This is a genomic window from Reichenbachiella sp., assembly GCF_039944555.1.
In the GTDB taxonomy this organism is placed as follows: Bacteria; Bacteroidota; Bacteroidia; order Cytophagales; family Cyclobacteriaceae; genus Reichenbachiella.
Genome location: NZ_JBDUYN010000004.1, coordinates 281,485 through 304,545 on the forward strand (window position 1 = coordinate 281,485; position 23,061 = coordinate 304,545).

Here is a 23,061-nt window from a genome sequence, read left to right on the forward strand (position 1 = left end):
AGAGCTTACAACCCTGCTGCGGAAGCTCCAGCCAAATTATCCTTTCATAAATTGATTCCTAACTCCTACAGACCTAAATTAAGGCTGTGAGGCTTTTGGGCACAAAGCTAGCTATTAGAATTTGAAATGAGAATTTAATCTTCAATGATTACTCCGCTGGCAACAAAATTAAATTCCATTTTAGGTGAAGTTATTGATGCGATGTACTCCGGCGATTCTCCAGCATCCTGAGCATAGTGCTGAAGTTCTTCCACGGACGTCTCTTGTTTAATGCAATACCCCTTTATTGTAGCGACTTTTCCTTCAACTCCTGATTTGGGAATAAAGAAGCCATAATCTTTGAATGTCACTCTGAGAGGATTACCATTATCTGTTTTTAGTTGCATCCAACAACCTTTAACCGCACAGGTCTTTTCTATTTGAGCAGTTAGCGTAAGAGCAACAGAATCTAGATTTCCCATAAGAGAACTTAAATTTGATATGTCAGAGCTGCCGGCTGAGTCGAATGCCTCACCATATGTTTTAAGACTCTTTTGTTCCCCCGCGGGATCTTTTTTTGTGCAGCCCATGAGAATGAGCACTGTTACAGAAAGCAATATTATTTTATTCATCTGAATTTAGATTTGAGTTGCATAATGCGGTTGTAGGATTCTTTGATACGCTCTGTAGTGATTTCACCAGAGCTAACATAGTCCTTTATGATTGCATGAATTTGTGAAGGAGACCTTCTTTCATTTCCGGGAACGTTGTTGGCAAAGAGCATGACATCGACTCCAGCATTTATTGCCATTTTGATGGACTCCTCAAACCCGTAATTCTTTGAAATAGCGTGCATTTGCATATCATCGGTAAAAACGACTCCTTCGTAATTCAACACACCTCTTAGGATATTACTGATGACATAAGGTGAGAGCGTGGCCGGCAATTTGGAAGGGTCCAGGTGTTCATTGACGATATGTGCAGTCATTATGCCATCTACTCTTCCAGAATCCAGAATCCATTTATATGGCATGAGTTCCGAGAATTGCCAGGTATCGCTTACATCAGCAACTCCCAAGTGGGAATCATTTCTTGAACTTCCATGACCAGGAAAATGTTTTAAAACGGTTATTACCTGATGAGTTCTATGAACATCGACGACTGTTTGGGCATGTGAGGCAACAATCTTTGGATCGTTAGAGTAGCTTCTTCCTAATTTAGCAATGACGGGATTGTCAGGATTAATTGAGACGTCAACATTTGGTGCATAATTGACATTGAAACCAAATTCACTGAGCGTAGAGGCAGTATTTTTAGCATAGAATGCTGTAGTGTCCAAATTATTCAGTTGTCCCAGCTCGCCTGCCTGTCTTGTGACTGGAAATCCATATTTTGGTTTCAAACGGTTTACTCTTCCTCCTTCTTCATCAATGCTAATAAATAATGGAATCTCAGCAGCTTCTGTAAGCATTTTTATGGTCCTTTTCAATTGCTTTTGAGGGTGTTCAACATTGATGTTTTTTTCAAATAGAATTACCCCACCTACTTTTCCATTCTTTATCTCCTCAAGTATTTCTGCTTCCTTCGACAGATAAGAGAAATCCCCAATTCCTGTCAATATCAACTGACCTATCATTACATCGAGGCCTACAGAATCTTCAATAACCTCTGGTTCTTGGCCAAAAACGTTTATCGCGAAAATAAAAAAACAAGAAAGTGTTAAAAATCTATTCATACTTCAAACCTAAATTTTGGATGCAATATAAATAACTAAATCTGTTTACTTTTGCAGGCACTTTGCGTTTTTGCACATATTATGCCACTTTTTGGCGCTTTGAAATTATAACAGTACTTTTAGTTTATGCAAATCGAGCCTGGTAAGTTACTCGCCCAAATCAACTCTCCTGCTGATATGAAGAATCTGGATGCTGTCCAACTGGTCAAGCTGTCTGAGGAACTTCGTCAATATATAGTGGATGTAGTTTCTGTATATGGTGGACATTTTGGAGCCAGCCTTGGCGTAGTAGAACTCACAGTGGCCTTGCACCATGTCTTTAATACACCAGAGGATCAGCTTGTTTGGGATGTTGGACATCAGGCTTATGGACATAAGATTTTAACTGGTCGTAGAGATCAATTTCATACTAATAGGTTTTATAAAGGACTTTCCGGATTTCCCAAGCGCAAGGAAAGTGAATATGACGCGTTTGGTGTTGGGCATTCATCCACATCGATCTCTGCTGCGTTGGGTATGGCTGAGGCTTCTCGTCATAAAAATGAAAAAGACAGGCAGCACATAGCGGTGATAGGTGACGGAGCGATGACCGGTGGAATGGCATTCGAAGCAATGAATCATGCCGGGGTGTCTAATTCAAACCTACTTATCATTCTTAATGACAATTGCATGTCTATTGACCCGAACGTGGGGGCACTTAGAGATTATCTTACTGATATCACCACTTCTAAAACGTACAACAAGATGCGTGATGAAGTATGGAATATACTAGGGAAAATCAGCAAATTTGGCCCTAACGCGCAAGAGATTGGATCTAAAGTAGAAAGTAGCGTCAAGTCCTTTTTGCTGAAGCAAAGCAATCTGTTTGAATCACTCAACCTTCGGTACTTTGGTCCAATCGATGGGCATGATGTGAATCATTTAGTAAGTGTACTCAATGATCTAAAAGATATTCCAGGACCCAAAATACTGCATTGCCTAACCAAAAAAGGTAAGGGGTACTCTTTAGCTGAAAAGGATCAAACCAAATGGCATGCGCCAGGTACGTTTGACAAATTCACCGGCGAGATATACAAAAAAGTATATGAAACTCCACAACCACCAAAGTACCAGGAGGTCTTTGGACATACGATTGTTGAGTTGGCCGAGAAAAATGATAAAATCATGGGAATTACCCCAGCTATGCCTTCTGGCTCTTCTATGAATATCATGATGAAGGCCATGCCGGATCGCGCTTATGATGTTGGGATAGCAGAACAGCATGCGGTTACCTTCTCCGCAGGCTTGGCAACACAAGGATTGATTCCATTTTGCAATATCTACTCCACGTTTATGCAAAGGGCATATGATCAGGTTATTCATGATGTCGCTATACAAAATCTCAATGTGGTATTCTGTTTGGATAGATCGGGGTTTGCTGGAGCAGACGGGCCTACGCATCATGGTAATTATGACTTGTCATTCTTCAGATGCATCCCAAATATGATTGTATCAGCACCGATGAATGAGGCTGAACTCCGTAACTTAATGTATACAGCGCAGCTACCCGACCAGGGTCCTTTTTCAATTAGGTATCCAAGAGGCAACGGCGTAATGTCAGATTGGAAAACCCCATTTGAAGAAATCGAGATAGGCAAAGGGCGCAAGTTAAAAGATGGTGAAGATCTCGCTTTTCTAACCTTAGGCCATATTGGAAATTATGCTACCGATACTTGTTCCAGATTGCAGAAGGAAGGGATAAAGACAGGCCATTTCGATATGCGTTTTGTTAAGCCTCTTGACAAAGAAATGCTTCATGAGATCTTCAAAAAGTATAAATATGTGATAACCGTTGAAGACGGCTGCTTACAAGGTGGGTTTGGAAGTGCGATTCTCGAATTTATGGTAGACCATGACTATCAAAGTAAAGTTTTGAGACTCGGAATTCCAGATCAAATAGTGGAACATGGCACGCAGATGGAATTACACAAAGAGTGTGGGTTTGACCCTGAAGGCCTATACCTCTCTGCCAAGAAACTTTTGACCTTTGAGGCGGTTTAATTCTCACAGCATCTAATTCTACAAAATCGAATCAATCCGATTATATTGATTACTGAGACCAGGCTCAACCTTTTTTTCTTTGGATATCCTGGGCTTTTGACTTGACCTTAATGGTAGACCATCTATGGCATTGCCATACTGAGTGCTATGCTAGTTATTTCATTTGATTATGATTTAATCTTTTTTAATAGGATTCCGTATTTGGTGTTGAGGTCCCTATCTAAAATTATTAGGTAGTTAGTTCGATCATTAAGTGATTGGAAAAACGTATATTGTATTTCAGTGTCAGGCTCTCTTATGAGAAAGATAAATCAATATTTAATTGCTTGTTTTCTAGTCATTATTACTTCCCTATCTGCGTGCAAACGTTCTAGTATAGAAAAAATAAGTTTTGGTATGCAAGCTCAGAATGAAGATTCTACATTCGGCTATGACCCAGAACAATTAATGGGAATTGATTTTGATCAGATTAAAGAAAGAGGATATTTAATCGCTATTTTGGATAACAGTTCTACCGGCATGTTTCTTTATCGTGGTGAACCTATGGGCTACGAATATGAACTTCTCTCTCTTTTTGCGAAAAGCATAGATGTTGAGTTAAGATTTGATGTCACACCTAGTTTGGAGGATGGATTTAGAAAACTCAATGCAGGACAAGGGGATATATTGGCTTATAATCTCACCGTGACCAAAGACCGTCAACGATTTATGGACTTTACCTTGCCTCACAACTACGTACGGCAAGTTTTAGTGCAAAGAAAACCAGCTGAATGGAGAGATATGAAGCTGCATGAAATTGATAAGACGTTGCTGCGTAACCCTATAGATTTGATAGGGAAAGAAGTTTATGTTAGGAAAAGTTCATCCTATACAACTAGATTACGACATTTGGCGGAGGAGATAGGGGGAGACATACTGATAATAGAGGAGGAAGAGGAACTGGAAACAGAAGCACTAATAGAATTGGTGGCCAACGGGAATATTGAGTATACGGTTGCTGATGAGGATGTTGCTTTAGTGAATGCGAGATACTTTCCGATTCTTGATGTTCGAACAGCTATAAGCTTTCCGCAGCAGATTGCATGGGGTGTACGAAAGAATTCACCAGTGCTATTAGATACTCTTAATAATTGGATTGGAGAGATGAAGCGCACCAATGAGTACTATGTACTGTACGACAAGTATTTCAAAAGTACCCGGAAAAGCAAGAAGATGGTAGAAAGTGATTTCTTTTCTAAGAACTCAGAGCGATTATCACCCTACGATAGCATCATCAAGTTGGGGGCCGAAAAAATCAACTGGGATTGGCAATTGCTTGCTGCTCAGATTTCCAAAGAATCTCGATTTGATCCAAAAGCAAAGTCATGGGTAGGGGCAAGAGGTCTCATGCAGGTTATGCCAAAAACAGGAAGATCTTATGGAGTCAGAAATTTATACAACCCGGTCCAAAACTTAGAAGCTGGCGTAAAACACATTCTTTGGCTAAAGGAGGTGTGGAAGGATATTAATGAAGAAGATGAAAGAGCCAAGTTTGTATTAGCCTCTTATAATGTGGGACAAGGCCATGTACAAGATGCAGCTCGGCTAGCAGAAAAATATGGGCAGGACCCTAAAGACTGGAATGCGGTCTCAAAATATCTAAGATTAAAATCCAAAAAGAAATATTACAATGATCAGGTTGTTAAATTCGGATACTGCAGAGGTGATGAGCCCGTGGACTACGTAACCGACATACTCTACAGATACAACCGTTATTTGCAGTTGGGAGCAGGTACAGTTGCCATCTCTAATTAGAACCGGCAATTGGAATACTTCTAATTGATAACAGAAATGTTCTATTTAGGTATTATCTTTAGATTTCTTAATTAGTCCTAAACGTTTTTATGAACGCGCAACTTCATCAACTCTACATTGAGTATATCAAATCTAGAAAGATTAAAATTCCAGAAGATCAATTCAATTATTTAGCAAAATTATATCCAGCCTTGTTGGTCTGCATGAGCGATGGCGTGCTTGATAAGGAAGAATGGGATGGGATTGTAATGGCGACAAGAGGACTCTCTGCTGAATTTGTAAAATCTCCTAGTGATGATCGCGATATGATTGCAATGTCTTTCAGGACAGAAATCAGATACCTGCTTGATAATGTAGATAAATGGAACAAAAAGTTTCTCAATGCACTACATGATAGCATCAAGGACAATAAGCTTGATCAGGAATTTATCATGGAAACAATGTATCTGTTTGCAAATATCACAGATGGAATATCTGATGAGGAGCAAGAAGCGATAAATAAACTCGCTCATCGATTAGAAATAGATCACGTTTAAATTTTAGGCAGCCTCACTTGGTCCAAATAGAACAGAATTCTATTTGACTCATAATTGAGCGGAGCGATTTTAGTGATTTCCACTGATTTGTGATTGATGAAAACTTCGAAATAATTTCCTTCTAATAAGAACAAATTGACCTTATATTCATAGTACCTGATATCGGTCACGAACGTTCCATTTTTGTAAATATGTTGAACCTGATCCCCTAGGGTCATGTTCAGAAATTGCACCTGGGTCATTTTATCATCATGTTGTTAATATCAATATAACTAAAAATCGAGAAAGTCTTTTAGTGATTTGTCGAATATTAGATCATGCTTTTCTTGAAGAATTTCGTCTAGGTGGTTATGATATTCATTGAAAGAAGTAAGATTATTGTGTTTTCCTCCGTGAATAGGTATCAATCGAGTGGTCAATGGTGCTTCTTTGCGCAATCGAACACTAGATCGGTATGGAATTAGCCCATCTTTCGTACCATGGATAATATAAACTGGGCATCTCACATACTTAATCCAGATATCCGTTCGGATGTGATACTTGAGTAAAATAGATAATGGTAGGAAGAATAACCATCGTGAGGTGAGCTGTGATAAACTATAATAAGGTGCATCTAAGATGAGCATTTTTGGTCGATTTTTCGAAGCGAGCTTGGCCGCGAAACCCGAGCCCATGGATCGACCATATATCACAATTTTTTTCTCCGGATACCAGGCCCTTACCTGGTTATAAACATATTGACTATCTCTGTAAATGGCCTTCTCTGCACGTTTTCCTGTACTTTTTCCGAAACCTCGATAGTCAATAAGCAATACCTCGTAGTCATTACGAGTGAAGTCCTTAGAATATTTACTCCATCCTTTAATGCTTCTGGTATTACCATGAAAGTAAATGACTATACCCTTAGACTGTTTCACCGTAAAGTGCAGTCCGTTTATTCTGACTCCTTCTTCCACATCAAAAAAATGCTCTTCGAAAGGGACTTCATATTTATATTCAAAGTCTTCAGGAAGTTTTTCAGGATGAAACATGAAATATTCCTGAACCAGATAGACAAGTACCGAAAGAAAAAAGTAAACTCCGAGACCAATCCAGATAAACTTTTCCATATCTCAAAATAGCGGAAATAAGCAGGCTCCACAAATTAATTGGCTTTGGATTAAGTGAATGGCCTAATTTTTGCTTTTTTATTAAAAAACATAAAAGATGAAGAAATTCGCTCTACTTACACTATTTCTGGTCATGTTAACTAAACTGGCCTGCTGCCAATATCGACCTTATCACCGTGAAGATTTAAAGAAGTATAAAAAGAAAACGGTCAAGACTTTTCAAATAGAAGATGTTAAATATGGCTACGGGTTTGGTAGCCAATATCGACCTCAAAAGTTTCAGGGCATGCAGGTGATCTCTGTAAACAGAGCAGGGGGTACGCACGATGACGTTTACTTTGTTGATAAGAATGGGAATACCCAGTATCATACAATCCGCCCAACTGCTCCAATTAATACACATCCGAACGGACAGACAAGATATGATAGTTTTAACCCTTCCGGTAATCCCTATCAGTCTTTCGGACAGGCGATCATTGACGGAGCCGCTACATTGTTATCCGGATTGTTGATTAACTAAATTTTGATCACATTAGTATTCTTCCTGCTAACCATAATTGGGGGCAAATTGGCAAGAATTTCTTTGTGTAGGGCTTCAAGTAGTTTTTTCTTGACATAGCTTTTCTTTACAACCAACCCTACTTCTCTTGTCGGTATTGGGTCCAAAAATTTGCGCAACTTAGATCGTTCGTCTTTGTTTAAATCCAATGTGAACAGTTCTGGTAACAGTGTATAACCACCCCGTCTGTCTACCAATCTTTTTAATGACTCTAGCGAGCCACTTTCATAGAGAACCCTATTGTTATATCGATCGGCCTTTTTGGCGTTGCAGATGTTGAGTGTTTGGCTTCTAAAACAATGTCCTTCGTCCAATATCCACAACCCCTCATTTTTCAATTCTGAAGATGCTACGGCCTTGTGTTCGTATAAGGGGTGTCGATGCGAAATGTAAGCTAAAAACTCTTCATAGAATAATGGTATTTCCTGCATGCTATCAACATTGAGGGGAGTTACCATCAAGCCAATATCTAATTGATCTTTTTTTAGAAGATCAAGCATGCCGTCAGTCATGTGCTCACTTACCTGAAGATTAATCTTGGGATATTTTTCAATAAACGGTGAAATGAAAAGAGGAATAAGATAGGGAGCTAATGTTGGTATTACACCAATCTTAACGTCTCCACGAATTTCATGTTTTTCGTCATCAATGATTTCATCAATTTTTTTGGACTCGGCAATAATAATTCTTGCTTGCTCTATTATTTGTACACCAATTTCTGTTGGCTCAATTGGGTGCTTTGACCGATCAAATAAGATTACGCCTAAGATGTCTTCCAGTTTTTGAATTTGCATACTGAGCGTAGGCTGTGTCACGAAGCATTTTTCTGCTGCTACAGCAAAATGTCGATGATTGTCCAGTGCAATAATATATTCAAGTTGTACTAGTGTCAAATTTGTACGAATAAGAGTGATAAAAAAAGGCTCGAAAATCGAGCCTCATGAGTTAATCAATTATTTTGAATTCTACCCGACGGTTTATGGCCTGATTTGCTTTGGTGTTGTTTGGTACTTTTGGCAAAGTTTCACCGTATCCTACAGATTCGAGTCTTGATGAGTGGATGCCGTTGGCAATAAAATAGCTATATACTGACCAAGCTCTTCTTTGTGACAAGTTTAAGTTGTAGTCGTCATCACCAATTGAATCCGTATGACCTGAAATTTCTATTTTTTCAATTTTATTTTCTTGCAGTAATTTCAATACTCTTTCGAGTTCAGAATACGAAGAAGTTTTGAGATCTGATTTATCAAAATCAAAGAATATATTGTTGAGTGCTATTGCTACTCCCTTCTCAATTGGCGATAAAAATAAATCTTTTTGAAGATCAGTGATTTCAATTACTTCATTGAGATCTACATTTTCATTCTGTGAAAGATATCCTTCTTTTTGAGCCAGAATGCCATAGGTGGCTCCAGGGCGCACCTTGAAAACAAATTCTCCATACTCATTAGTATCTGTCTGACCTATTGTTACACCGTCGGGTAGTCTTTCTACCAACACGCTACTTACTATAGATTCGTTGGTTTTTGAATCGAATACTTTACCATGTATGGTCACAAAAATTTCAGAAGCGTCTATTACTGGCTCGTCTGTAGGTTCTATAAATAGTTCGTCTATTCTAAATCTGAACACATCTGTGTTTTCGTCTGCTTTACCTCGGGTAAAATAGGCATGGCTACCTGTAGAAGGTATGTTGAAGTAAGTGTCATCGTCAGGGCCATTTACACCTTTCCCTAGATTTTCTGGTTGTGACCAGTTTGTCCAAGTATCGTCCAACCTCTTGGACACATATATGTCAGCTCCTCCATAACCTCTAAAACCTTTGGAAGAGAAATATAGCGTTTCCCCATCATGATGAAGAAAGGGGCTTCTCTCAACATCAGCTGAGTTAATTTTATTTCCAAGATTTTTTGGCTCAGACCATTGACCATCTAACCCAACAAACGAGACATAAATGTCACGGTCTCCATATGTGTCGTCGCGCTCAACTGCCATTAGGACTACCTTGGTATCCTGACTCATGTAATAATCCACCTTTTCAGAATAATTGTAGTCGTTGGTAATATTCAAATTGGTTGGTTTTTCCCATTTCCCTTCACCCTTGCTTCTACTCATTGAAATTCCTTGAGACATCCTTCCTCTCTTCTCATATCTGTTACCAAGCAGCAATATGGTTTCGTCACCGACCTGAGTGATCGAGCAAATGAAATTGGGTCCGGGTGTATTAAGCGGAGGACCAAGATTTTTAGCTGGTAACCATTCTTGTGTTTCTTCGTTCAACTCAGAGTACCAGATGTCCTCGTTGTCATCCACACCACCTACATTGTCAGGGTGACCTCTTCTACTAAAGAATAACGTTTTTCCGTCAGGTGATAGAATAGGGCTTTGTTCCAAATATTGACTATTCACATTTTCGCTTAGCTTTTCAGTGCTTAGCTCTTCGTTCACGTTTTTGGCCAAGTCTATCAATACACTGATCGGAATATTTGACGAGGATAACCCAATAGCATCAATACTGTTAAAGCCTGGTACATTCCCACCTTTTATGTCTACCCGAATATAAGCGATCCTGTAAGGCGTTTTTTCGAAAAACAGGTTGAGCAACCTACTCTGCAGTGGAATTGGTCTGGGGTTAAGGTCAAAGATCACATATTCGTTGTCTAAAGAGTCATAAGCATAGACCTTGGATATGGCTCCTGGGTTTTCAGTTTCTGCAATTGCGATTTGTTGTGCTCTGATTGGAGCATCAAATTTAACTACGATATACTCATCATTGTCAGGCCTAGCAGGCCTCCACGCATTTGGACTTTCCCCTCCTTTTGGATATACATTTGGTGAGTGAAGAACCTGACTTGCGGCATATTGAAGTGCCGTTGTTTCAGAGGTTACATGCATGACCTCAGATGCCCACTTAACAGTTTCTTGGGCAAATAGCTGAGAAGAAATGACAACGGCAGCTAAAAGAGTGATTATGTTTCTCATTGAGGATAACAATTTTTCTGAGTGGGAATAAAGATATTCAATTTTTTATTGCTTGAGTATTCTAACTTCTACCCGACGGTTAGAGGTACGGGCTTCTGGGGTTCTTTCCCTGGTCAGCGGTTGGGTTCCACCATAAGCTTTGGTACGAATTCGAACCTTCTTAACTCCTTTTTTTGTAAGATACTCTTTTACAGCATCAACGCGTTCTTGAGATAGTTTTAGGTTGGCGTCAGCGTTGCCCTGAAAGTCTGTATGTCCCTCCAATTGAATATTAATTGCTGGTCTTTGCTCTAACCAGACAACAAAATCGTTAAGTTCCGTATAGGATGATTCATCTATAATGGCTCTACCTCTGGCAAATATCAAGTTATGCAGGTTAAATTTCTCATGAGCCGCATCTGGCACCATCGCAAAATTTTTCTCAATCAATTGGGTGCCGTTGTCTGTTACGTCCATTTCTTCACTGATGGTTTTGTAACCATCGGCCTTTACGTTGATAATGTATTTGATATTTTCGAGCATAAATAACTCATATACTCCATTTTGCTCATTTGTGGCCGCAATGCCCATGTCATCGTAATAAGGCAATTTTTCATAGAATACATTGGCAATAATTGGAGTCTTAGACTCTTTGTCCAAAACGGCACCAGTCACTCTAATCAGAGTACCCTCTTCGTGAGACTGACCAATGACCGGAACAGCATAAGAAACCAAATGGAATATGGCTATTAAACAAAGAGCGCTTTTTGAGAATGCAATTTTCATAGTTCAAGCAGATATTGTAGAATCAAAAGTTCGACAGCACGTAATTTAGCGATATTTTAAAAATTACTCTAAGGAATGATCGTTGAAAAGAAGATAGCCTATTTGTAAAAAGGCTCCCCAAGGATGCTGAGCATCGTCGTAGTAGTTGACATGGAAGCCAATAGGACCGATGAGTGAATGATATACTATTCCGGTTGTAGCTGCATATGAAGGATTAATCCAGTCGGTTGTCAATGTTGCTCTTTCACCTTCAACACCAGATAAGTTCTCGACTGGGTTAAAGACATATCCTTCAAGTCTTAATTGCAGACTCTTGTTAGGAGACCAAACATTTTTTAAACCTAGAGCCAAATACTTCCGACTTCTGAATTTTTCCAAGAGCAACGTACGACTATCTTGTAGTGGATAAAATCCGGGGAAATTCATGATTGTACTTTGCAGTGTGCCCAATACCGGCTGGTTTGAATATGCTGCCTGTAATTCAGTCCCGATACTGTATTTTTTACCTAGCTCAAAAAAGATCTTGCTCGCCAATTTAGCCCTATACCATCTAATATTGTCATTATCAGAATTAGGTATTGTTGAAGTGGTGCCGGGAGAATATGTGCTTTCAATAAAATATTGATTTATGCTCAATTCAAATTCCGACCCCCGTGACGCAAACTGACGATAGTTTAGGCTGTTGTGATAAATTTTTGCATTAATCCGATAGCCATTAAGCTTCAATTCATCGAGGCTCTCGTTCGTATTGACCCGTGCAAAATTGCTGAATTTGTCCTTGTTCAGGACATAAGTGGTCTTGGCGCTAAAGCCAACTTTTCGGCTTAACGGAAATCCAAAAAACAGACCAAATCCTCTGTCTACCCTATCCACAACCGTCAAATCAGGTTTGCCAAGTAAATAATCTGTGAGATTTAGATAATCTCTATGATTGATAGAGATCGTAGGGCCAAAAGTAAAAGAATTTCTACCTGGTAGGGTAATCCTGTTTCGAAGTAAAAACGACTCATAAAACGGCCCTGCAAAAAAATTAGCGGTGTATTCTTCTAGTATACCGGACAATCGTTTGAAATCCAGACCTAGATAAAGGTATGAGGTATTGCGTGAAGTAAGGTTACCACCAATTTTGGCTTTAAGTCTTGGGTTGGATCTACCACTGAGCCTGAATGTATATTTTTCCCCTCTCGTATAGCTAGGAAAGACGTTAATGAAATAATCGTTGTTAATTAATCGATAATACCCAGATTTAGCCTGCTCAAAGTCAAGAGGTTCATTATTCTTGAAAATGCTTTTTATATATCGCGATTTTTTTTCACTGAAACCTTCAACTATTACTTCATCGAATGTGTCCTGAATGGATTGATCAAGAAATTTTTTTCTTCGCTCATTTATTTCTTGCTGGGTCACACGATTTGGAATCTTTGACAGTATTTCATCCATTTGAACCATGGTCGTATGATAACCTATCTCATAGATTTCTTTGGCTTTATTAAAATCGAGTGTACTATATTCTGATAGCTTTATATCTAAAAAAACATCTGTACTATCTAGTAAAGATGGATTTCCTTTATTTAGCATAAAAAAAAGAATTGACTCGGCCAGCAATTTTTCATCATAGTTTTTTGGGTATTGATCTAAAACTTTGCTTCCCACATTGACTCCAATGATGACATCAGGGTTAAATTCTCGTCGGGCAGGAGTGATTGGGAAATTGTCATATACACCTCCGTCAAAAAGTAGCTCTCCATTCACCCGAACAGGTCGATAGAGTAAAGGGATGGCCATAGATGCGCGTACAGATTCATACAAAACTCCGCGATTCATTACAATTTCCTCTTCCATAAAGATATTGGAAGCTATGGCACGAAAAGGAACTAGTAGACTGTCATAGTTTCCTTGTGATACATAAGAGGCGTGTTGCAGTTTCTCGGCAAGATTGATATTTAATACGTAGTCTCTGTCTAGAGAAGGGTCTAGACTTGCTGCGAATACCGAATCAAAATCAAGTTTGACAGTAAGCCAGGAAGGGTCAATTGGAGCTGGATCAAAACTATATTGATAATCTTCGTTCACAATACCATCTACCCAGTCCTGCAAATCTTGTGATAGAGCCAGATCTTTAATTTGATCAGGTGAATACCCTGCTGCATAAAAGCCACCAACCACACTGCCCATGGATGTTCCCACAATATAATCTATGGGAATTTGGTGCTCTTCTAGGGCCTTGAGTACTCCGGCATGTGCAATTCCTTTAGCGCCGCCACCACTGAGTACGAGGGCCACTGTTTGTGCGTTGGTGGAGAATGAAATGAAAACCAGGAAGATTAATATATTGAGCTTCACAGGTGGTGAATATATAGTTGAAGTTTAATAATGGGCTCTAAAAATATTTCAAACGAATGACATGAGACTGTAAAAGTTAAAAATAAACTAGGCAAACCTATTTCAAAACTTATATTTGCCGTGCAGGCTCACATTGAATATGGCTTCAAAACTTTACGACAGCACCCAATTAGATTTATATAGAAACCGATCCAAATTCAAATGGGTTGTGTTAGGTATATCCATTATAATAAGTATTGTATCAATCTACTATACCAATATATTGGTCGAGCAGATTAAATCAAGGGAGGAAAAGTTGATCGCTCTTTATGCCAATACATTGGAATATTTCGCTAATCAGGAAAACAATTCCGACCTCAATTTTATCTTCGATGAAATTATTCTGTCGAACAAGAGTATCCCAGTGGTAATGGCGGATGAACTTGGAAACCCTTTGGAGTATAAAAATATTGCTGCTGCTGATAGAGCGGCAACTAGAAAGGAACGTAATCGGATATTGCTTAATGAGATAAGAGAAATGGAAGAGGAGCATGAGCCTCTGTTGGTCACATTAAGACGAGATGGAAGTATTACTGGTTATCAGTTTATCTATTACAAGAACTCTTTATTGCTCACCCAGCTAAAATATTACCCACTTACTCAATTACTGGTTATCGGTATTTTTGGAATGATTGCCTTTCTTGTCTTCAACTATTCGAAGGCCGCCGAGCAGAACAAGGTATGGGTAGGTTTGGCGAAAGAAACAGCCCATCAATTAGGTACTCCCTTATCTTCTTTGATGGCTTGGGTGGAATACCTGAAGTCTGATGAGAAACTTAAGGATATGGAGATGATCGTGGAGCTCGAAAAGGATGTGGAACGGCTAAATATGATAACCTCAAGATTCTCGAATATTGGATCCGAGCCCATTCTGCAAAGTACTAACGTGTACAATCTTATTGAAGAGACCATGAGCTATCTGAAAAAGAGAATCTCTACCAGGGTTGAGTTCACTTTGGTATGCTTTCCAAACAAAGATTTGGAAGCAAACATCAACAAGCCTCTATTTGAATGGGTAATTGAAAATCTATGTAAGAATGCTGTAGACGCCATGGGTGGTGAAGGAAAAATCCATATCAAAATACTGAAGGCGAACGAAGGACATATCATTATTGACATCTCCGATACAGGTAAAGGCATTTCAAAGTCTGGAGTACAGAAAATATTTCAGCCGGGTTTCACCACAAAAAAAAGAGGATGGGGGTTAGGCTTGACACTAGTCAAACGGATCATTGAAAATTATCATAAGGGTAAAATTTTTGTAAAGAGATCTGATGTGAATCGGGGGACTACCTTTAGAATTTCATTAAAATCATAATCGTTCAAAAAGAAATGCGATACTTGGGGAAAAACTAATTATTACCTTAACTTCGCACTTTGAAAAAACAGGACACAATTTTTCATTGAAATAAACAATCAAGTAATGGCAAATAGTGGTAAAATCACACAAGTAATTGGCCCAGTGGTAGATGTAAGCTTCGAAGCTGATGGTTCTAAGGTTCCGGATATTTTGGACGCTCTGTACGTAACAAAAGAAAACGGACAAAAAGTAGTGTTGGAATGCCAGCAGCATTTAGGCGAAGACAGAGTAAGAACCATAGCAATGGAAGGTACCGAAGGTTTGACCAGAGGTATGAAAGTAACTGATACTGGTAAGGCAATCACTATGCCAATAGGAGAAGACATCAAAGGTCGGTTGTTCAACGTGATCGGTGAAGCCATTGATGGAATAGAACAACCAGAAGGAAAAAAATCCCTTCCTATCCACAGATCTGCTCCGCCATTTGAAGAATTGTCAACTTCTACTGAAGTTCTTTATACCGGTATTAAAGTAATAGACTTGATTGAACCTTATTCAAAAGGTGGTAAAATTGGATTGTTTGGTGGTGCTGGTGTTGGTAAAACGGTATTGATTCAGGAATTGATCAACAATATTGCTAAAGGACACGGTGGACTTTCTGTATTTGCTGGTGTTGGTGAAAGAACAAGGGAAGGAAACGATTTACTTCGTGAGATGATTGAGTCAGGAATTGTAAACTACGGTGATGAATTCCTTGAGTCAATGGAGAAAGGTGGATGGGATCTATCTAAAGTTGATAAGAAAAAATTAGGTGACTCAAAAGCAACCTTCGTTTTTGGTCAGATGAATGAGCCTCCAGGGGCAAGAGCTAGAGTTGCTCTTTCTGGTCTTACTGTCGCTGAGTACTTCAGAGATGGGGATGGTGAAGGTCAGGGAAAAGATATTCTTTTCTTTGTAGACAACATCTTTAGGTTCACTCAGGCTGGATCTGAGGTGTCAGCCCTTTTAGGCCGTATGCCATCAGCAGTAGGATATCAGCCTACGTTAGCAACAGAGATGGGAGCAATGCAAGAAAGAATTACTTCCACAAAGAAAGGATCTATAACCTCGGTTCAGGCTGTATACGTACCTGCGGATGACTTGACTGATCCAGCACCCGCTACAACATTTGCTCACTTAGATGCAACTACCGTACTTTCAAGAAAAATCGCTGAGCTTGGAATTTACCCTGCGGTAGATCCTTTAGATTCTACTTCAAGAATTTTGTCTGAAGAGATAGTAGGCGAAGAGCACTATGGATGTGCGCAGCGCGTAATCGAGATTCTTCAGAGGTATAAAGAGTTGCAAGACATTATTGCCATTTTGGGTATGGACGAATTGTCTGATGAGGACAAGGAAGTCGTGCACAGAGCACGAAGAGTACAAAGATTCCTTTCACAACCATTCCATGTGGCAGAACAGTTCACAGGTCTGCAAGGCGTGTTGGTAGATATTAAAGACACCATCAAGGGCTTTAGCATGATCATGGATGGTGAATTGGATCACTTGCCCGAAGCTGCTTTCAACCTCGTGGGAGATATTGATCAAGCGATAGCAAAAGGAGAAAAATTATTAGCTGAAGCTAAATAATTGAAACTATGTATTTAGAAATAATCACACCGGACGAAAACGTTTTTGAAGGAGAAGTAGATTCTGCTATGTTTCCTGGAAGCGATGGATCTTTTCAAGTTCTAAATGATCACGCACCTTTGGTCAGTTCAATTGGAAAAGGAGATGTGAAGATTGTAAAAATTCATGAAAAGAAAACTGAAGAGATACATTTCAGTATAGACGGTGGTGTAGTGGAGGTGCTAAACAACAAAATTTTGGTGCTGGCCGAGAAAATCGGAGAGTAAGGTCTGGCATAAAATATAGACTAAGCCATGAAATTGTTTCATGGCTTTTTTTGTGTCCAAACCTTTTCTGCAAGCTCATAATTTGTCAATAAGTTTATGAATTTTTTGTATCTTGTTGGCTAAGTATCTAATTTAATCGACTTCTAATTAGAATTACATGTCAGGCAAAACAGCATTGATCGTAGGTGCTACCGGATTGGTAGGTAGAGAGCTCTTAAACGTGCTTTTGGAGAATGATCATTACTCAAAAATATTGATTTTGGGGAGGAGTTCCCCAGGTGTGAAAGATAACCGAATTGAAGAGTTGTTGATCAACTTCGACGATCTGGCTAATTATAAAGATCAGATCACTGCGAATGATTACTATTGCTGTATTGGGACCACCATGGAAATGGCCAAGTCGAAAGAAGCATTCTATCGTGTGGATTTTACTTATACTTTGGAGTTGGCCAAAATGTCAATGGAAGATAGTCAGTGTGATCAGTTTCATATGGTTTCTTCTTATGGCGCCAATGCACAGTCTGGTTTATTCTACAACGCCGTAAAAGGACAAGTTGAAGATGCTCTGAAAGAACTTAACATAAGGGCATTACATATTTTTCAGCCCTCTTTACTTCTTGGGTACAGGCAGCATTTCAGACTTTGGGAGGAAATAGCCAAAATCGCCTCCGGTGTGCTTTCATTTTTTATCATTGGATCAAGATTAAAATTTTGGGCCATTGAAGGAAGTGAAGTCGCAAAATCCATGTTTTACGTAGCACTTAGCGGTGAGACTGGAATACACGTTCACAAGCCTCTAGAGATGAAAAGAATTGCACGCACCAAAGAATATAAAGGTGATAACAGTGTTACAGCGGACGTCTGAAGCGTCGGTCAAAATCAATCAAAAAGTAGTAGGGAAAATCGGGGCAGGACTAATGGTTCTGTTGGGAATTGAGGAGGAAGATGATCAGCAAGACATAGATTGGCTTGCAAAAAAAATTACTAACCTTCGAATATTCGATGACGAAAATGGTGTCATGAACAAAAGTGTGATGGATATCAATGGAGATATTTTGTTGATCAGCCAGTTTACCTTGCAGGCCAGTACCAAAAAAGGGAACCGCCCGTCTTACATTAAAGCAGCCAAGCCTGTAACTGCCATCCCGTTGTACGAGAAGTTGATTGCGGAGTTAGAGTTGGGGTTAGGTAAGCCTATTCAAACTGGCCAATTTGGTGCCGATATGAAGGTGTCCTTGACTAATGATGGGCCCGTAACTATTCTTTTAGATTCTAAAAACAAGCAATAATGACCATAGAAGAGGCACAGCAATTGGTAGATGACTGGATCAAAAAATATGGAGTTCGCTACTTTAGTGAACTAACTAACCTTGCCGTGCTTACAGAAGAAGTGGGTGAATTGGCTCGAATTATATCTCGCAAATATGGAGATCAGTCGTTCAAGCCGAAAGCAGAAGAAGGGGATTTAGGTGATGAAATGGCTGATGTGCTTTGGGTACTACTGTGTCTTGCCAATCAAACGGGTGTGGATCTTACTAAGGCTTTAGAAGATAATATCAAAAAGAAAACCAAGCGTGACTCTACTCGCCATAAGGAAAATAAGAAGCTTTGGAAACAGAAGCCTCCCGAAAATTAGTCATGGGAGTTCGAGCATTTTGATTCTTTTATTTCAAGGTACATTTAGGAGTGATGTATCCAGCGAACGCCACCGCTGATAGTCACATTTGTAATATTAGTTAGTTGATGCTAATTTTCTGAAAGAATGAGCACCTCACCTACCAAAGTTTTTCAGCCGAAAGTACTCACAAATTACTTGGATAGGTTCGAGGTTTTTGAATTGGACAATGAAATAAGACCTTTTCGAGTCTTGCCACTGGGAGTAGTACAAGTTTTTTTTCAACTGAATCTATCAGTTTACCATAGTACTTCGTTTACTGATGGTTGGACAAAACGTCCAGAAGCTTTTTTAGGCGGACCCTATAACCTTGGTTACACAATGGCTGCTGAAAAGGGAGTTGAGATGTTTTCATTGAAATTTTTACCAGGCCGTTATCGTTATTTTTTCCCGAACCCAATTGACGATTTTAAGAATAAGCTGATACCACTTTCAGACATATGGGGACAACAGGGCGAAGTCTTAATTGATAGAATATTTATGGCACGGAGTCATGAGGAAAGATGCGAGCTGTTGGAATCTTTTTTACTCAGGCACATGTACCATCTAAAATATTCACCAATTGAAGCGGCTGTGCAAACTGTAATTCAACGTAAGGGAATATGTAGAATCAAGGACCTCGCCGTGGCATCGAACCTTAGCACCTCACAATTTAGAAGTAGATTTATAGCAGAGGTAGGGCTTTCCCCAAAAGAATTTCAAAGGGTCATTAGAGTGGGAGCATTGGATGAGTATTATAATAGACACCCTAAAACCTCGTTTACACGATTGGCCTACAGGTTTCAATTTCACGATCAATCTCATTTCACAAGAGATTTCCAATCCATCACTGGGCAGACCCCAAAGAACTATTACTCATAGCAAGCGTTTTTTACAATTTTTTCTTGACTATGAACGCTTTCTTGCATGGAAGAATTAGCTGATACGTACTATGAAGAGTGTAATATTTTTTTTAACGATGAGTATTTTATGTTCTGAATCCTCGGCTTCACCGATCACGGTGAATGCCCAAGATACTGTTCGCTCCTCAGTTGTCATGTCCAATGACTTCGATTTTCTAATAGGAAAATGGAAAATAACCAACAAAATATTGAGGCAAAGACTAAGTGGAAATAATGAGTGGTCAGAATGGGTTGCCTATAGCCATTGCTGGAAAATTCTCGACGGATTTGGTAATATGGACGAGTTCGAAATGAAGTCAAGAGAAGGCAGAATATTCAAAGGCAATACGATTAGAACATATAGCCCAAGCCGTAAGGAGTGGACTTTGTATTGGGTAGATAGTTGGAACCCTGACTTGGGTATTACAGAGCAAACTAAAGGTTCCTTCAAAGATGGAGTAGGATTGTTTTATGGGCAAGAAGAGTTTAACGGAAAAACAGTGAAGCTTAGATTCACATGGAAGAGCCTGGATGAAAATAGGGCCTATTGGGATCAAGCCTATTATGATGAAGAAAATGGCAAATGGGAGATCAATTGGATAATGTCTTTTGATAGAATTAATGAATAATTATCGTTTCAAGGATGGATAGGCCACGGTTTTGTTACTCATTCTGATTTGTCCAAAACCCATTTCAATATTGTTTTGAATAGTTCTTCTTTTTTGAAGTCATTATGAGGCTCATGTTTAACGCCTTCCCATTGATGATAAGTAACGTCATCACCCGCTTTTTCTGTAAAGATCTTTGATGCATTAGCGGAGGTGATGGCATCTTCAGTGCCGTGGTAGATCAATAGTGGAATCTTGTTTTTGTGCGCATTTTCCAATGCCCATAGACCAGCCTGGTAACATTCTGTAAACATTCGGGTTGAGATTCTTCCATGAACTAAAGAGTCGTTTTTGTAGGCTTGATTTACCTGATCGTCGTTGGTTAGATGATTTATGTCTAACTGATTGGATTGTGTGAGCGAGGGAAGGACACCAGAGAAAAATTTGGCCAATTTGATTTGCCACTCGGCTGGCTCTTCTGCGAGTTCAAACCACGGTGAGGAAATAATAGCTCCTTGTAGTTCATTAGTGTTCTTTTGTAGAATATAATTGGCCACAATGTTGCCGCCTAAACTATGTCCGTAGAGAAAAATTGGCAAATCGTTGTACTCAGCCCTGGCGTACATCAGTAATTCCTCCACATCATCCAGAAGCATTTCGTGCGACGGAGTGTGTCCTCGTTTGCCTTCTGATTTACCATGGCCACGAAGGTCGATACCGAAAACTGAAACTTTTGAGGCATTCAGAAATTCTGCTACATGCTCGTATCGGCCCAAATGCTCGCCTAACCCATGAATTAGGCAAATGATAGATTTCGGCTCATTTACAAGCCACTCACGGCCGTTGAGAGAGGTGCCATCTTTGGCAGTTAGGATGAAACTTTCTACTTCCTCCATTCGGATCAGTTCTATTTTTTGTTGGCAAGATATACACCCACTAATACAATCCCAATACCAACGATCTGATATATATTGAGTGTTTCTCCGTCTACTATTCCCCAACCTATGGCAACAATTGGGATCACATAGGTCACGGAGCTGGCAAAAATCGGAGAAGCAGTTTTCACTAGTTTATTGAATATGACAAGTGCCACCGCAGTCCCAATAAGGGCAAGTGCAGATACATAGGCCATGCCTGATAAAAATTGAGGGTCCGTTCCTACTTTATCTAGAAAGTCGGTGGCCAGCAAGAGATATCCCAAGCTGATCGGACTTACCAAAGTGAATGATACAGCAGTGATATGCAAGGATCGAATATCCGATAGATAATGTTTGATCAGGTTGATACTTGTTCCATACATTACCGTGGCGGCTATTACAAATAGAGCATAAAGATTGACTCCGGATAGATCGAAATAAGCGCCTCCAAGCATAATGAATGAACACCCTATGAAACCAATAGCGATGCCAAACGAGTTTATGATTTTAATTTTGTGATGAAAGAATACCAGGCCGATCAACAGAACAAAAACAGGTGTCAATGAATTGATGACTCCGGTAATTGCACTTTCAAGCTGTGTTTGAGCTATCGCGAAGAGTATGGCAGGGAGTAGGCTACCAACGAACCCTACCAAAAACAAAACGGGCAGTTTTTTTCTTTCGACCTTCCTTAGTATCGGTAGGGCAAATGGCAATAGTCCCAGAAAAGCAATAAACATACGAAGAGTACCTACCTCTCCTGCAGAGAAAGTAAGTAAACTTTTTTTGATTAGAATAAATGAGCTACCCCAAACCAATGCCAGAACAACGAGTAATACCCAGGCGCCGAGGCCCGGAGAGCTTTGATTGTCGCTCATTGATTGACTAAATTATCTGCCTGAAAGATGTCCTCTATCTCATCCAGAATCTGCATGGTGTCTTCATATGTAGGAGATTCAACGAGGCGGGCACGGAATGGCTTAAACCCCGGGATACCACGAAAATAGTTTGTATAATGTCGACGCATTTCGAAAATGCCTTTTTTGTCACCCTTCCACTCTATAGAGAATTTGAGGTGGCTTTTTACCGCGTCCATCCTTTCGGAAAGTGTTGGAGGAGCTAATTCCTCACCGGTCTTAAAGAAATGTTTGACCTGGTTGAAAATCCATGGATTACCAATAGCAGCTCTTCCTATCATAATACCATCCACACCGTATTCCTCTCGATACAACTTCGCTTTTTGAGGCGAGTCGATGTCGCCATTTCCAAAGATCGGAATATGGATGTCTGGATGGTTTTTGACTTCTGCAATTGGATTCCAGTCAGCTTCCCCCTTGTACATTTGCTGACGGGTTCGACCATGGATGCTTAACGCCTTTATTCCCACGTCCTGCAATCTCTTTGCTACCTCTACGATTTGTATCGTGTTGTGATCCCAACCTAATCTCGTTTTTACTGTTACTGGTTTTTTTACACGATTGACGATCTCCTCGGTCATTTTTTGCATCTTAGGGAGATCAAGTAATATTCCTGCTCCAGCTCCTTTACATGCTACTTTTTTTACCGGGCAGCCATAGTTGATGTCTACCAGTTCGGGATCGGCTTCTTCTGCGATCGCGGCGGCTTCTCGCATCGACTCTATCTTTTCTCCAAAGATTTGAATGCCAATGGGGCGTTCATAGTCATAGATGTCCAGTTTTTGAATGCTCTTTGCGGCATCCCGAATCAATGCCTCAGATGAAATAAACTCAGTATACATCAGATCAGCCCCATTTTCCTTGCAGACTGCTCTGAATGGAGGGTCACTCACGTCCTCCATAGGAGCTAGCAACAATGGGAACTCCCCTAATTCTATATCGCCAATTTTTACCATCTTGCTTTATTTGAGCATTCGAATAGTTCTT

At 39.7% G+C, this 23,061-nt stretch carries 23 protein-coding genes; 12 read left to right on the plus strand and 11 right to left on the minus strand.

Features of this window, described 5'->3' with window-relative positions; all coding sequences use genetic code 11:
- Window positions 1–134 precede the first annotated feature (134 nt).
- Together ABJD64_RS02675 and ABJD64_RS02680 are read right to left on the minus strand one after the other, a co-directional pair.
- Window positions 135–611, minus strand: coding sequence for a DUF4920 domain-containing protein (locus ABJD64_RS02675; protein WP_348177139.1), 477 nt, complete (start codon window positions 609–611; stop codon window positions 135–137).
- The gene (locus tag ABJD64_RS02680; RefSeq protein WP_348177141.1) at window positions 608–1,714 is read right to left on the minus strand and encodes a glycoside hydrolase family 3 N-terminal domain-containing protein; all 1,107 of its coding nucleotides are present in this window, start codon (window positions 1,712–1,714) and stop codon (window positions 608–610) included. Before ABJD64_RS02680 ends, ABJD64_RS02675 begins: the two co-directional genes overlap by 4 nt.
- A gap of 126 nt (window positions 1,715–1,840) precedes the next feature.
- On the opposite strand from ABJD64_RS02680, the gene dxs reads away from it, so the two are divergent.
- The 3 genes from dxs (at window position 1,841) to ABJD64_RS02695 (ending at window position 6,084) form a co-directional block, all read left to right on the plus strand.
- Entirely contained in the window at window positions 1,841–3,754 is a 1,914-nt protein-coding gene (dxs, locus tag ABJD64_RS02685; protein WP_348177143.1) for a 1-deoxy-D-xylulose-5-phosphate synthase, read from the plus strand.
- Between the two features lie 396 nt (window positions 3,755–4,150).
- Window positions 4,151–5,548 (plus strand): transporter substrate-binding domain-containing protein, encoded by a 1,398-nt coding sequence (locus ABJD64_RS02690; RefSeq protein WP_348177146.1) that lies wholly within the window; start codon window positions 4,151–4,153, stop codon window positions 5,546–5,548.
- An 89-nt stretch (window positions 5,549–5,637) separates the two neighbouring features.
- Window positions 5,638–6,084 carry a hypothetical protein gene (locus ABJD64_RS02695; protein ID WP_348177148.1) on the plus strand — a complete coding sequence of 149 codons (447 nt, stop codon included), beginning with the start codon at window positions 5,638–5,640 and terminating at the stop codon, window positions 6,082–6,084.
- Here ABJD64_RS02695 and ABJD64_RS02700 read toward each other — a convergent pair.
- Both ABJD64_RS02700 and ABJD64_RS02705 read right to left on the minus strand, forming a co-directional pair.
- Entirely contained in the window at window positions 6,081–6,326 is a 246-nt protein-coding gene (locus ABJD64_RS02700) for a hypothetical protein (RefSeq protein WP_348177150.1), read from the minus strand. The genes ABJD64_RS02695 and ABJD64_RS02700 overlap by 4 nt on opposite strands.
- A 30-nt stretch (window positions 6,327–6,356) precedes the next feature.
- Window positions 6,357–7,193: an alpha/beta fold hydrolase gene (locus ABJD64_RS02705; protein WP_348177152.1), complete on the minus strand. Its 837-nt coding sequence runs from the start codon at window positions 7,191–7,193 to the stop codon at window positions 6,357–6,359.
- A 97-nt stretch (window positions 7,194–7,290) separates the two neighbouring features.
- Here ABJD64_RS02705 and ABJD64_RS02710 point away from each other — a divergent pair, with 97 nt between their 5' ends.
- Window positions 7,291–7,713, plus strand: a complete 423-nt coding sequence (locus ABJD64_RS02710) for a hypothetical protein (protein ID WP_348177154.1) — start codon at window positions 7,291–7,293, stop codon at window positions 7,711–7,713.
- On the opposite strand, the gene ABJD64_RS02715 is transcribed toward ABJD64_RS02710, so the two are convergent.
- From ABJD64_RS02715 to ABJD64_RS02730, 4 genes are all read right to left on the minus strand, one after another.
- A complete protein-coding gene (locus tag ABJD64_RS02715) occupies window positions 7,710–8,645 on the minus strand; it encodes a LysR substrate-binding domain-containing protein (RefSeq protein WP_348177156.1) in 936 nt (311 codons plus the stop codon). The genes ABJD64_RS02710 and ABJD64_RS02715 overlap by 4 nt on opposite strands.
- A 52-nt stretch (window positions 8,646–8,697) precedes the next feature.
- The gene (locus tag ABJD64_RS02720; protein ID WP_348177158.1) at window positions 8,698–10,734 is read right to left on the minus strand and encodes an OmpA family protein; all 2,037 of its coding nucleotides are present in this window, start codon (window positions 10,732–10,734) and stop codon (window positions 8,698–8,700) included.
- 45 nt (window positions 10,735–10,779) lie between these two features.
- On the minus strand, window positions 10,780–11,499 hold the full coding sequence (locus tag ABJD64_RS02725; RefSeq protein ID WP_348177159.1) for an OmpA family protein: 720 nt from the start codon (window positions 11,497–11,499) through the stop codon (window positions 10,780–10,782).
- A gap of 63 nt (window positions 11,500–11,562) precedes the next feature.
- Window positions 11,563–13,842 (minus strand): patatin-like phospholipase family protein, encoded by a 2,280-nt coding sequence (locus ABJD64_RS02730; RefSeq protein WP_348177161.1) that lies wholly within the window; start codon window positions 13,840–13,842, stop codon window positions 11,563–11,565.
- Between the two features lie 139 nt (window positions 13,843–13,981).
- On the opposite strand from ABJD64_RS02730, the gene ABJD64_RS02735 reads away from it, so the two are divergent.
- The 8 genes from ABJD64_RS02735 to ABJD64_RS02770 all read left to right on the plus strand — a co-directional run bounded on the left by ABJD64_RS02735 (window position 13,982) and on the right by ABJD64_RS02770 (window position 20,261).
- Window positions 13,982–15,199, plus strand: a complete 1,218-nt coding sequence (locus ABJD64_RS02735) for a HAMP domain-containing sensor histidine kinase (protein ID WP_348177163.1) — start codon at window positions 13,982–13,984, stop codon at window positions 15,197–15,199.
- A 105-nt stretch (window positions 15,200–15,304) separates the two neighbouring features.
- A complete protein-coding gene (gene atpD, locus ABJD64_RS02740) occupies window positions 15,305–16,810 on the plus strand; it encodes a F0F1 ATP synthase subunit beta (protein ID WP_348177165.1) in 1,506 nt (501 codons plus the stop codon).
- An 8-nt stretch (window positions 16,811–16,818) separates the two neighbouring features.
- Window positions 16,819–17,076 (plus strand): ATP synthase F1 subunit epsilon, encoded by a 258-nt coding sequence (atpC, locus tag ABJD64_RS02745; protein WP_348177167.1) that lies wholly within the window; start codon window positions 16,819–16,821, stop codon window positions 17,074–17,076.
- A gap of 157 nt (window positions 17,077–17,233) precedes the next feature.
- Window positions 17,234–17,941: an NAD-dependent epimerase/dehydratase family protein gene (locus ABJD64_RS02750; protein ID WP_348177169.1), complete on the plus strand. Its 708-nt coding sequence runs from the start codon at window positions 17,234–17,236 to the stop codon at window positions 17,939–17,941.
- Window positions 17,913–18,365, plus strand: coding sequence for a D-aminoacyl-tRNA deacylase (gene dtd / locus ABJD64_RS02755; RefSeq protein WP_348177171.1), 453 nt, complete (start codon window positions 17,913–17,915; stop codon window positions 18,363–18,365). The genes ABJD64_RS02750 and dtd overlap by 29 nt, the downstream gene beginning before the upstream one ends.
- Window positions 18,365–18,712, plus strand: a complete 348-nt coding sequence (locus tag ABJD64_RS02760) for a nucleotide pyrophosphohydrolase (protein WP_348177173.1) — start codon at window positions 18,365–18,367, stop codon at window positions 18,710–18,712. Before dtd ends, ABJD64_RS02760 begins: the two co-directional genes overlap by 1 nt.
- 126 nt (window positions 18,713–18,838) lie before the next feature.
- Window positions 18,839–19,612: a helix-turn-helix transcriptional regulator gene (locus tag ABJD64_RS02765; RefSeq protein WP_348177176.1), complete on the plus strand. Its 774-nt coding sequence runs from the start codon at window positions 18,839–18,841 to the stop codon at window positions 19,610–19,612.
- Window positions 19,613–19,709: 97 nt separating this feature from the next.
- On the plus strand, window positions 19,710–20,261 hold the full coding sequence (locus ABJD64_RS02770) for a hypothetical protein (RefSeq protein ID WP_348177178.1): 552 nt from the start codon (window positions 19,710–19,712) through the stop codon (window positions 20,259–20,261).
- A 38-nt stretch (window positions 20,262–20,299) separates the two neighbouring features.
- Here the strand turns inward: ABJD64_RS02770 and ABJD64_RS02775 are convergent, their stop codons facing one another.
- Genes ABJD64_RS02775 through dusB form a run of 3 tightly spaced genes read right to left on the minus strand, consistent with a single transcriptional unit; the run spans window position 20,300 to window position 23,030 of the window.
- Window positions 20,300–21,136, minus strand: a complete 837-nt coding sequence (locus ABJD64_RS02775; RefSeq protein ID WP_348177180.1) for a lysophospholipase — start codon at window positions 21,134–21,136, stop codon at window positions 20,300–20,302.
- A gap of 11 nt (window positions 21,137–21,147) precedes the next feature.
- Window positions 21,148–22,035, minus strand: coding sequence for a DMT family transporter (locus ABJD64_RS02780; RefSeq protein ID WP_348177182.1), 888 nt, complete (start codon window positions 22,033–22,035; stop codon window positions 21,148–21,150).
- Window positions 22,032–23,030 carry a tRNA dihydrouridine synthase DusB gene (gene dusB / locus ABJD64_RS02785; RefSeq protein WP_348177184.1) on the minus strand — a complete coding sequence of 333 codons (999 nt, stop codon included), beginning with the start codon at window positions 23,028–23,030 and terminating at the stop codon, window positions 22,032–22,034. Before dusB ends, ABJD64_RS02780 begins: the two co-directional genes overlap by 4 nt.
- Window positions 23,031–23,061 lie beyond the last annotated feature (31 nt).

Coding starts and splice junctions, on each gene's coding strand:
- ABJD64_RS02760 (WP_348177173.1), top strand. CDS start 18,365: ATGACCATAGAAGAGGCACAGCAATTGGTAGATGACTGGATCAAAAAA.
- ABJD64_RS02695 (WP_348177148.1), top strand. CDS start 5,638: ATGAACGCGCAACTTCATCAACTCTACATTGAGTATATCAAATCTAGA.
- ABJD64_RS02725 (WP_348177159.1), bottom strand. CDS start 11,499: ATGAAAATTGCATTCTCAAAAAGCGCTCTTTGTTTAATAGCCATATTC.
- ABJD64_RS02750 (WP_348177169.1), top strand. CDS start 17,234: ATGTCAGGCAAAACAGCATTGATCGTAGGTGCTACCGGATTGGTAGGT.
- atpC (WP_348177167.1), top strand. CDS start 16,819: ATGTATTTAGAAATAATCACACCGGACGAAAACGTTTTTGAAGGAGAA.
- ABJD64_RS02705 (WP_348177152.1), bottom strand. CDS start 7,193: ATGGAAAAGTTTATCTGGATTGGTCTCGGAGTTTACTTTTTTCTTTCG.
- ABJD64_RS02680 (WP_348177141.1), bottom strand. CDS start 1,714: ATGAATAGATTTTTAACACTTTCTTGTTTTTTTATTTTCGCGATAAAC.
- ABJD64_RS02710 (WP_348177154.1), top strand. CDS start 7,291: ATGAAGAAATTCGCTCTACTTACACTATTTCTGGTCATGTTAACTAAA.
- ABJD64_RS02690 (WP_348177146.1), top strand. CDS start 4,151: ATGCAAGCTCAGAATGAAGATTCTACATTCGGCTATGACCCAGAACAA.
- ABJD64_RS02765 (WP_348177176.1), top strand. CDS start 18,839: ATGAGCACCTCACCTACCAAAGTTTTTCAGCCGAAAGTACTCACAAAT.
- ABJD64_RS02735 (WP_348177163.1), top strand. CDS start 13,982: ATGGCTTCAAAACTTTACGACAGCACCCAATTAGATTTATATAGAAAC.
- ABJD64_RS02700 (WP_348177150.1), bottom strand. CDS start 6,326: ATGACCCAGGTGCAATTTCTGAACATGACCCTAGGGGATCAGGTTCAA.
- ABJD64_RS02675 (WP_348177139.1), bottom strand. CDS start 611: ATGAATAAAATAATATTGCTTTCTGTAACAGTGCTCATTCTCATGGGC.
- ABJD64_RS02780 (WP_348177182.1), bottom strand. CDS start 22,035: ATGAGCGACAATCAAAGCTCTCCGGGCCTCGGCGCCTGGGTATTACTC.
- ABJD64_RS02720 (WP_348177158.1), bottom strand. CDS start 10,734: ATGAGAAACATAATCACTCTTTTAGCTGCCGTTGTCATTTCTTCTCAG.
- dusB (WP_348177184.1), bottom strand. CDS start 23,030: ATGGTAAAAATTGGCGATATAGAATTAGGGGAGTTCCCATTGTTGCTA.
- dxs (WP_348177143.1), top strand. CDS start 1,841: ATGCAAATCGAGCCTGGTAAGTTACTCGCCCAAATCAACTCTCCTGCT.
- ABJD64_RS02770 (WP_348177178.1), top strand. CDS start 19,710: ATGAGTATTTTATGTTCTGAATCCTCGGCTTCACCGATCACGGTGAAT.
- ABJD64_RS02775 (WP_348177180.1), bottom strand. CDS start 21,136: ATGGAGGAAGTAGAAAGTTTCATCCTAACTGCCAAAGATGGCACCTCT.
- atpD (WP_348177165.1), top strand. CDS start 15,305: ATGGCAAATAGTGGTAAAATCACACAAGTAATTGGCCCAGTGGTAGAT.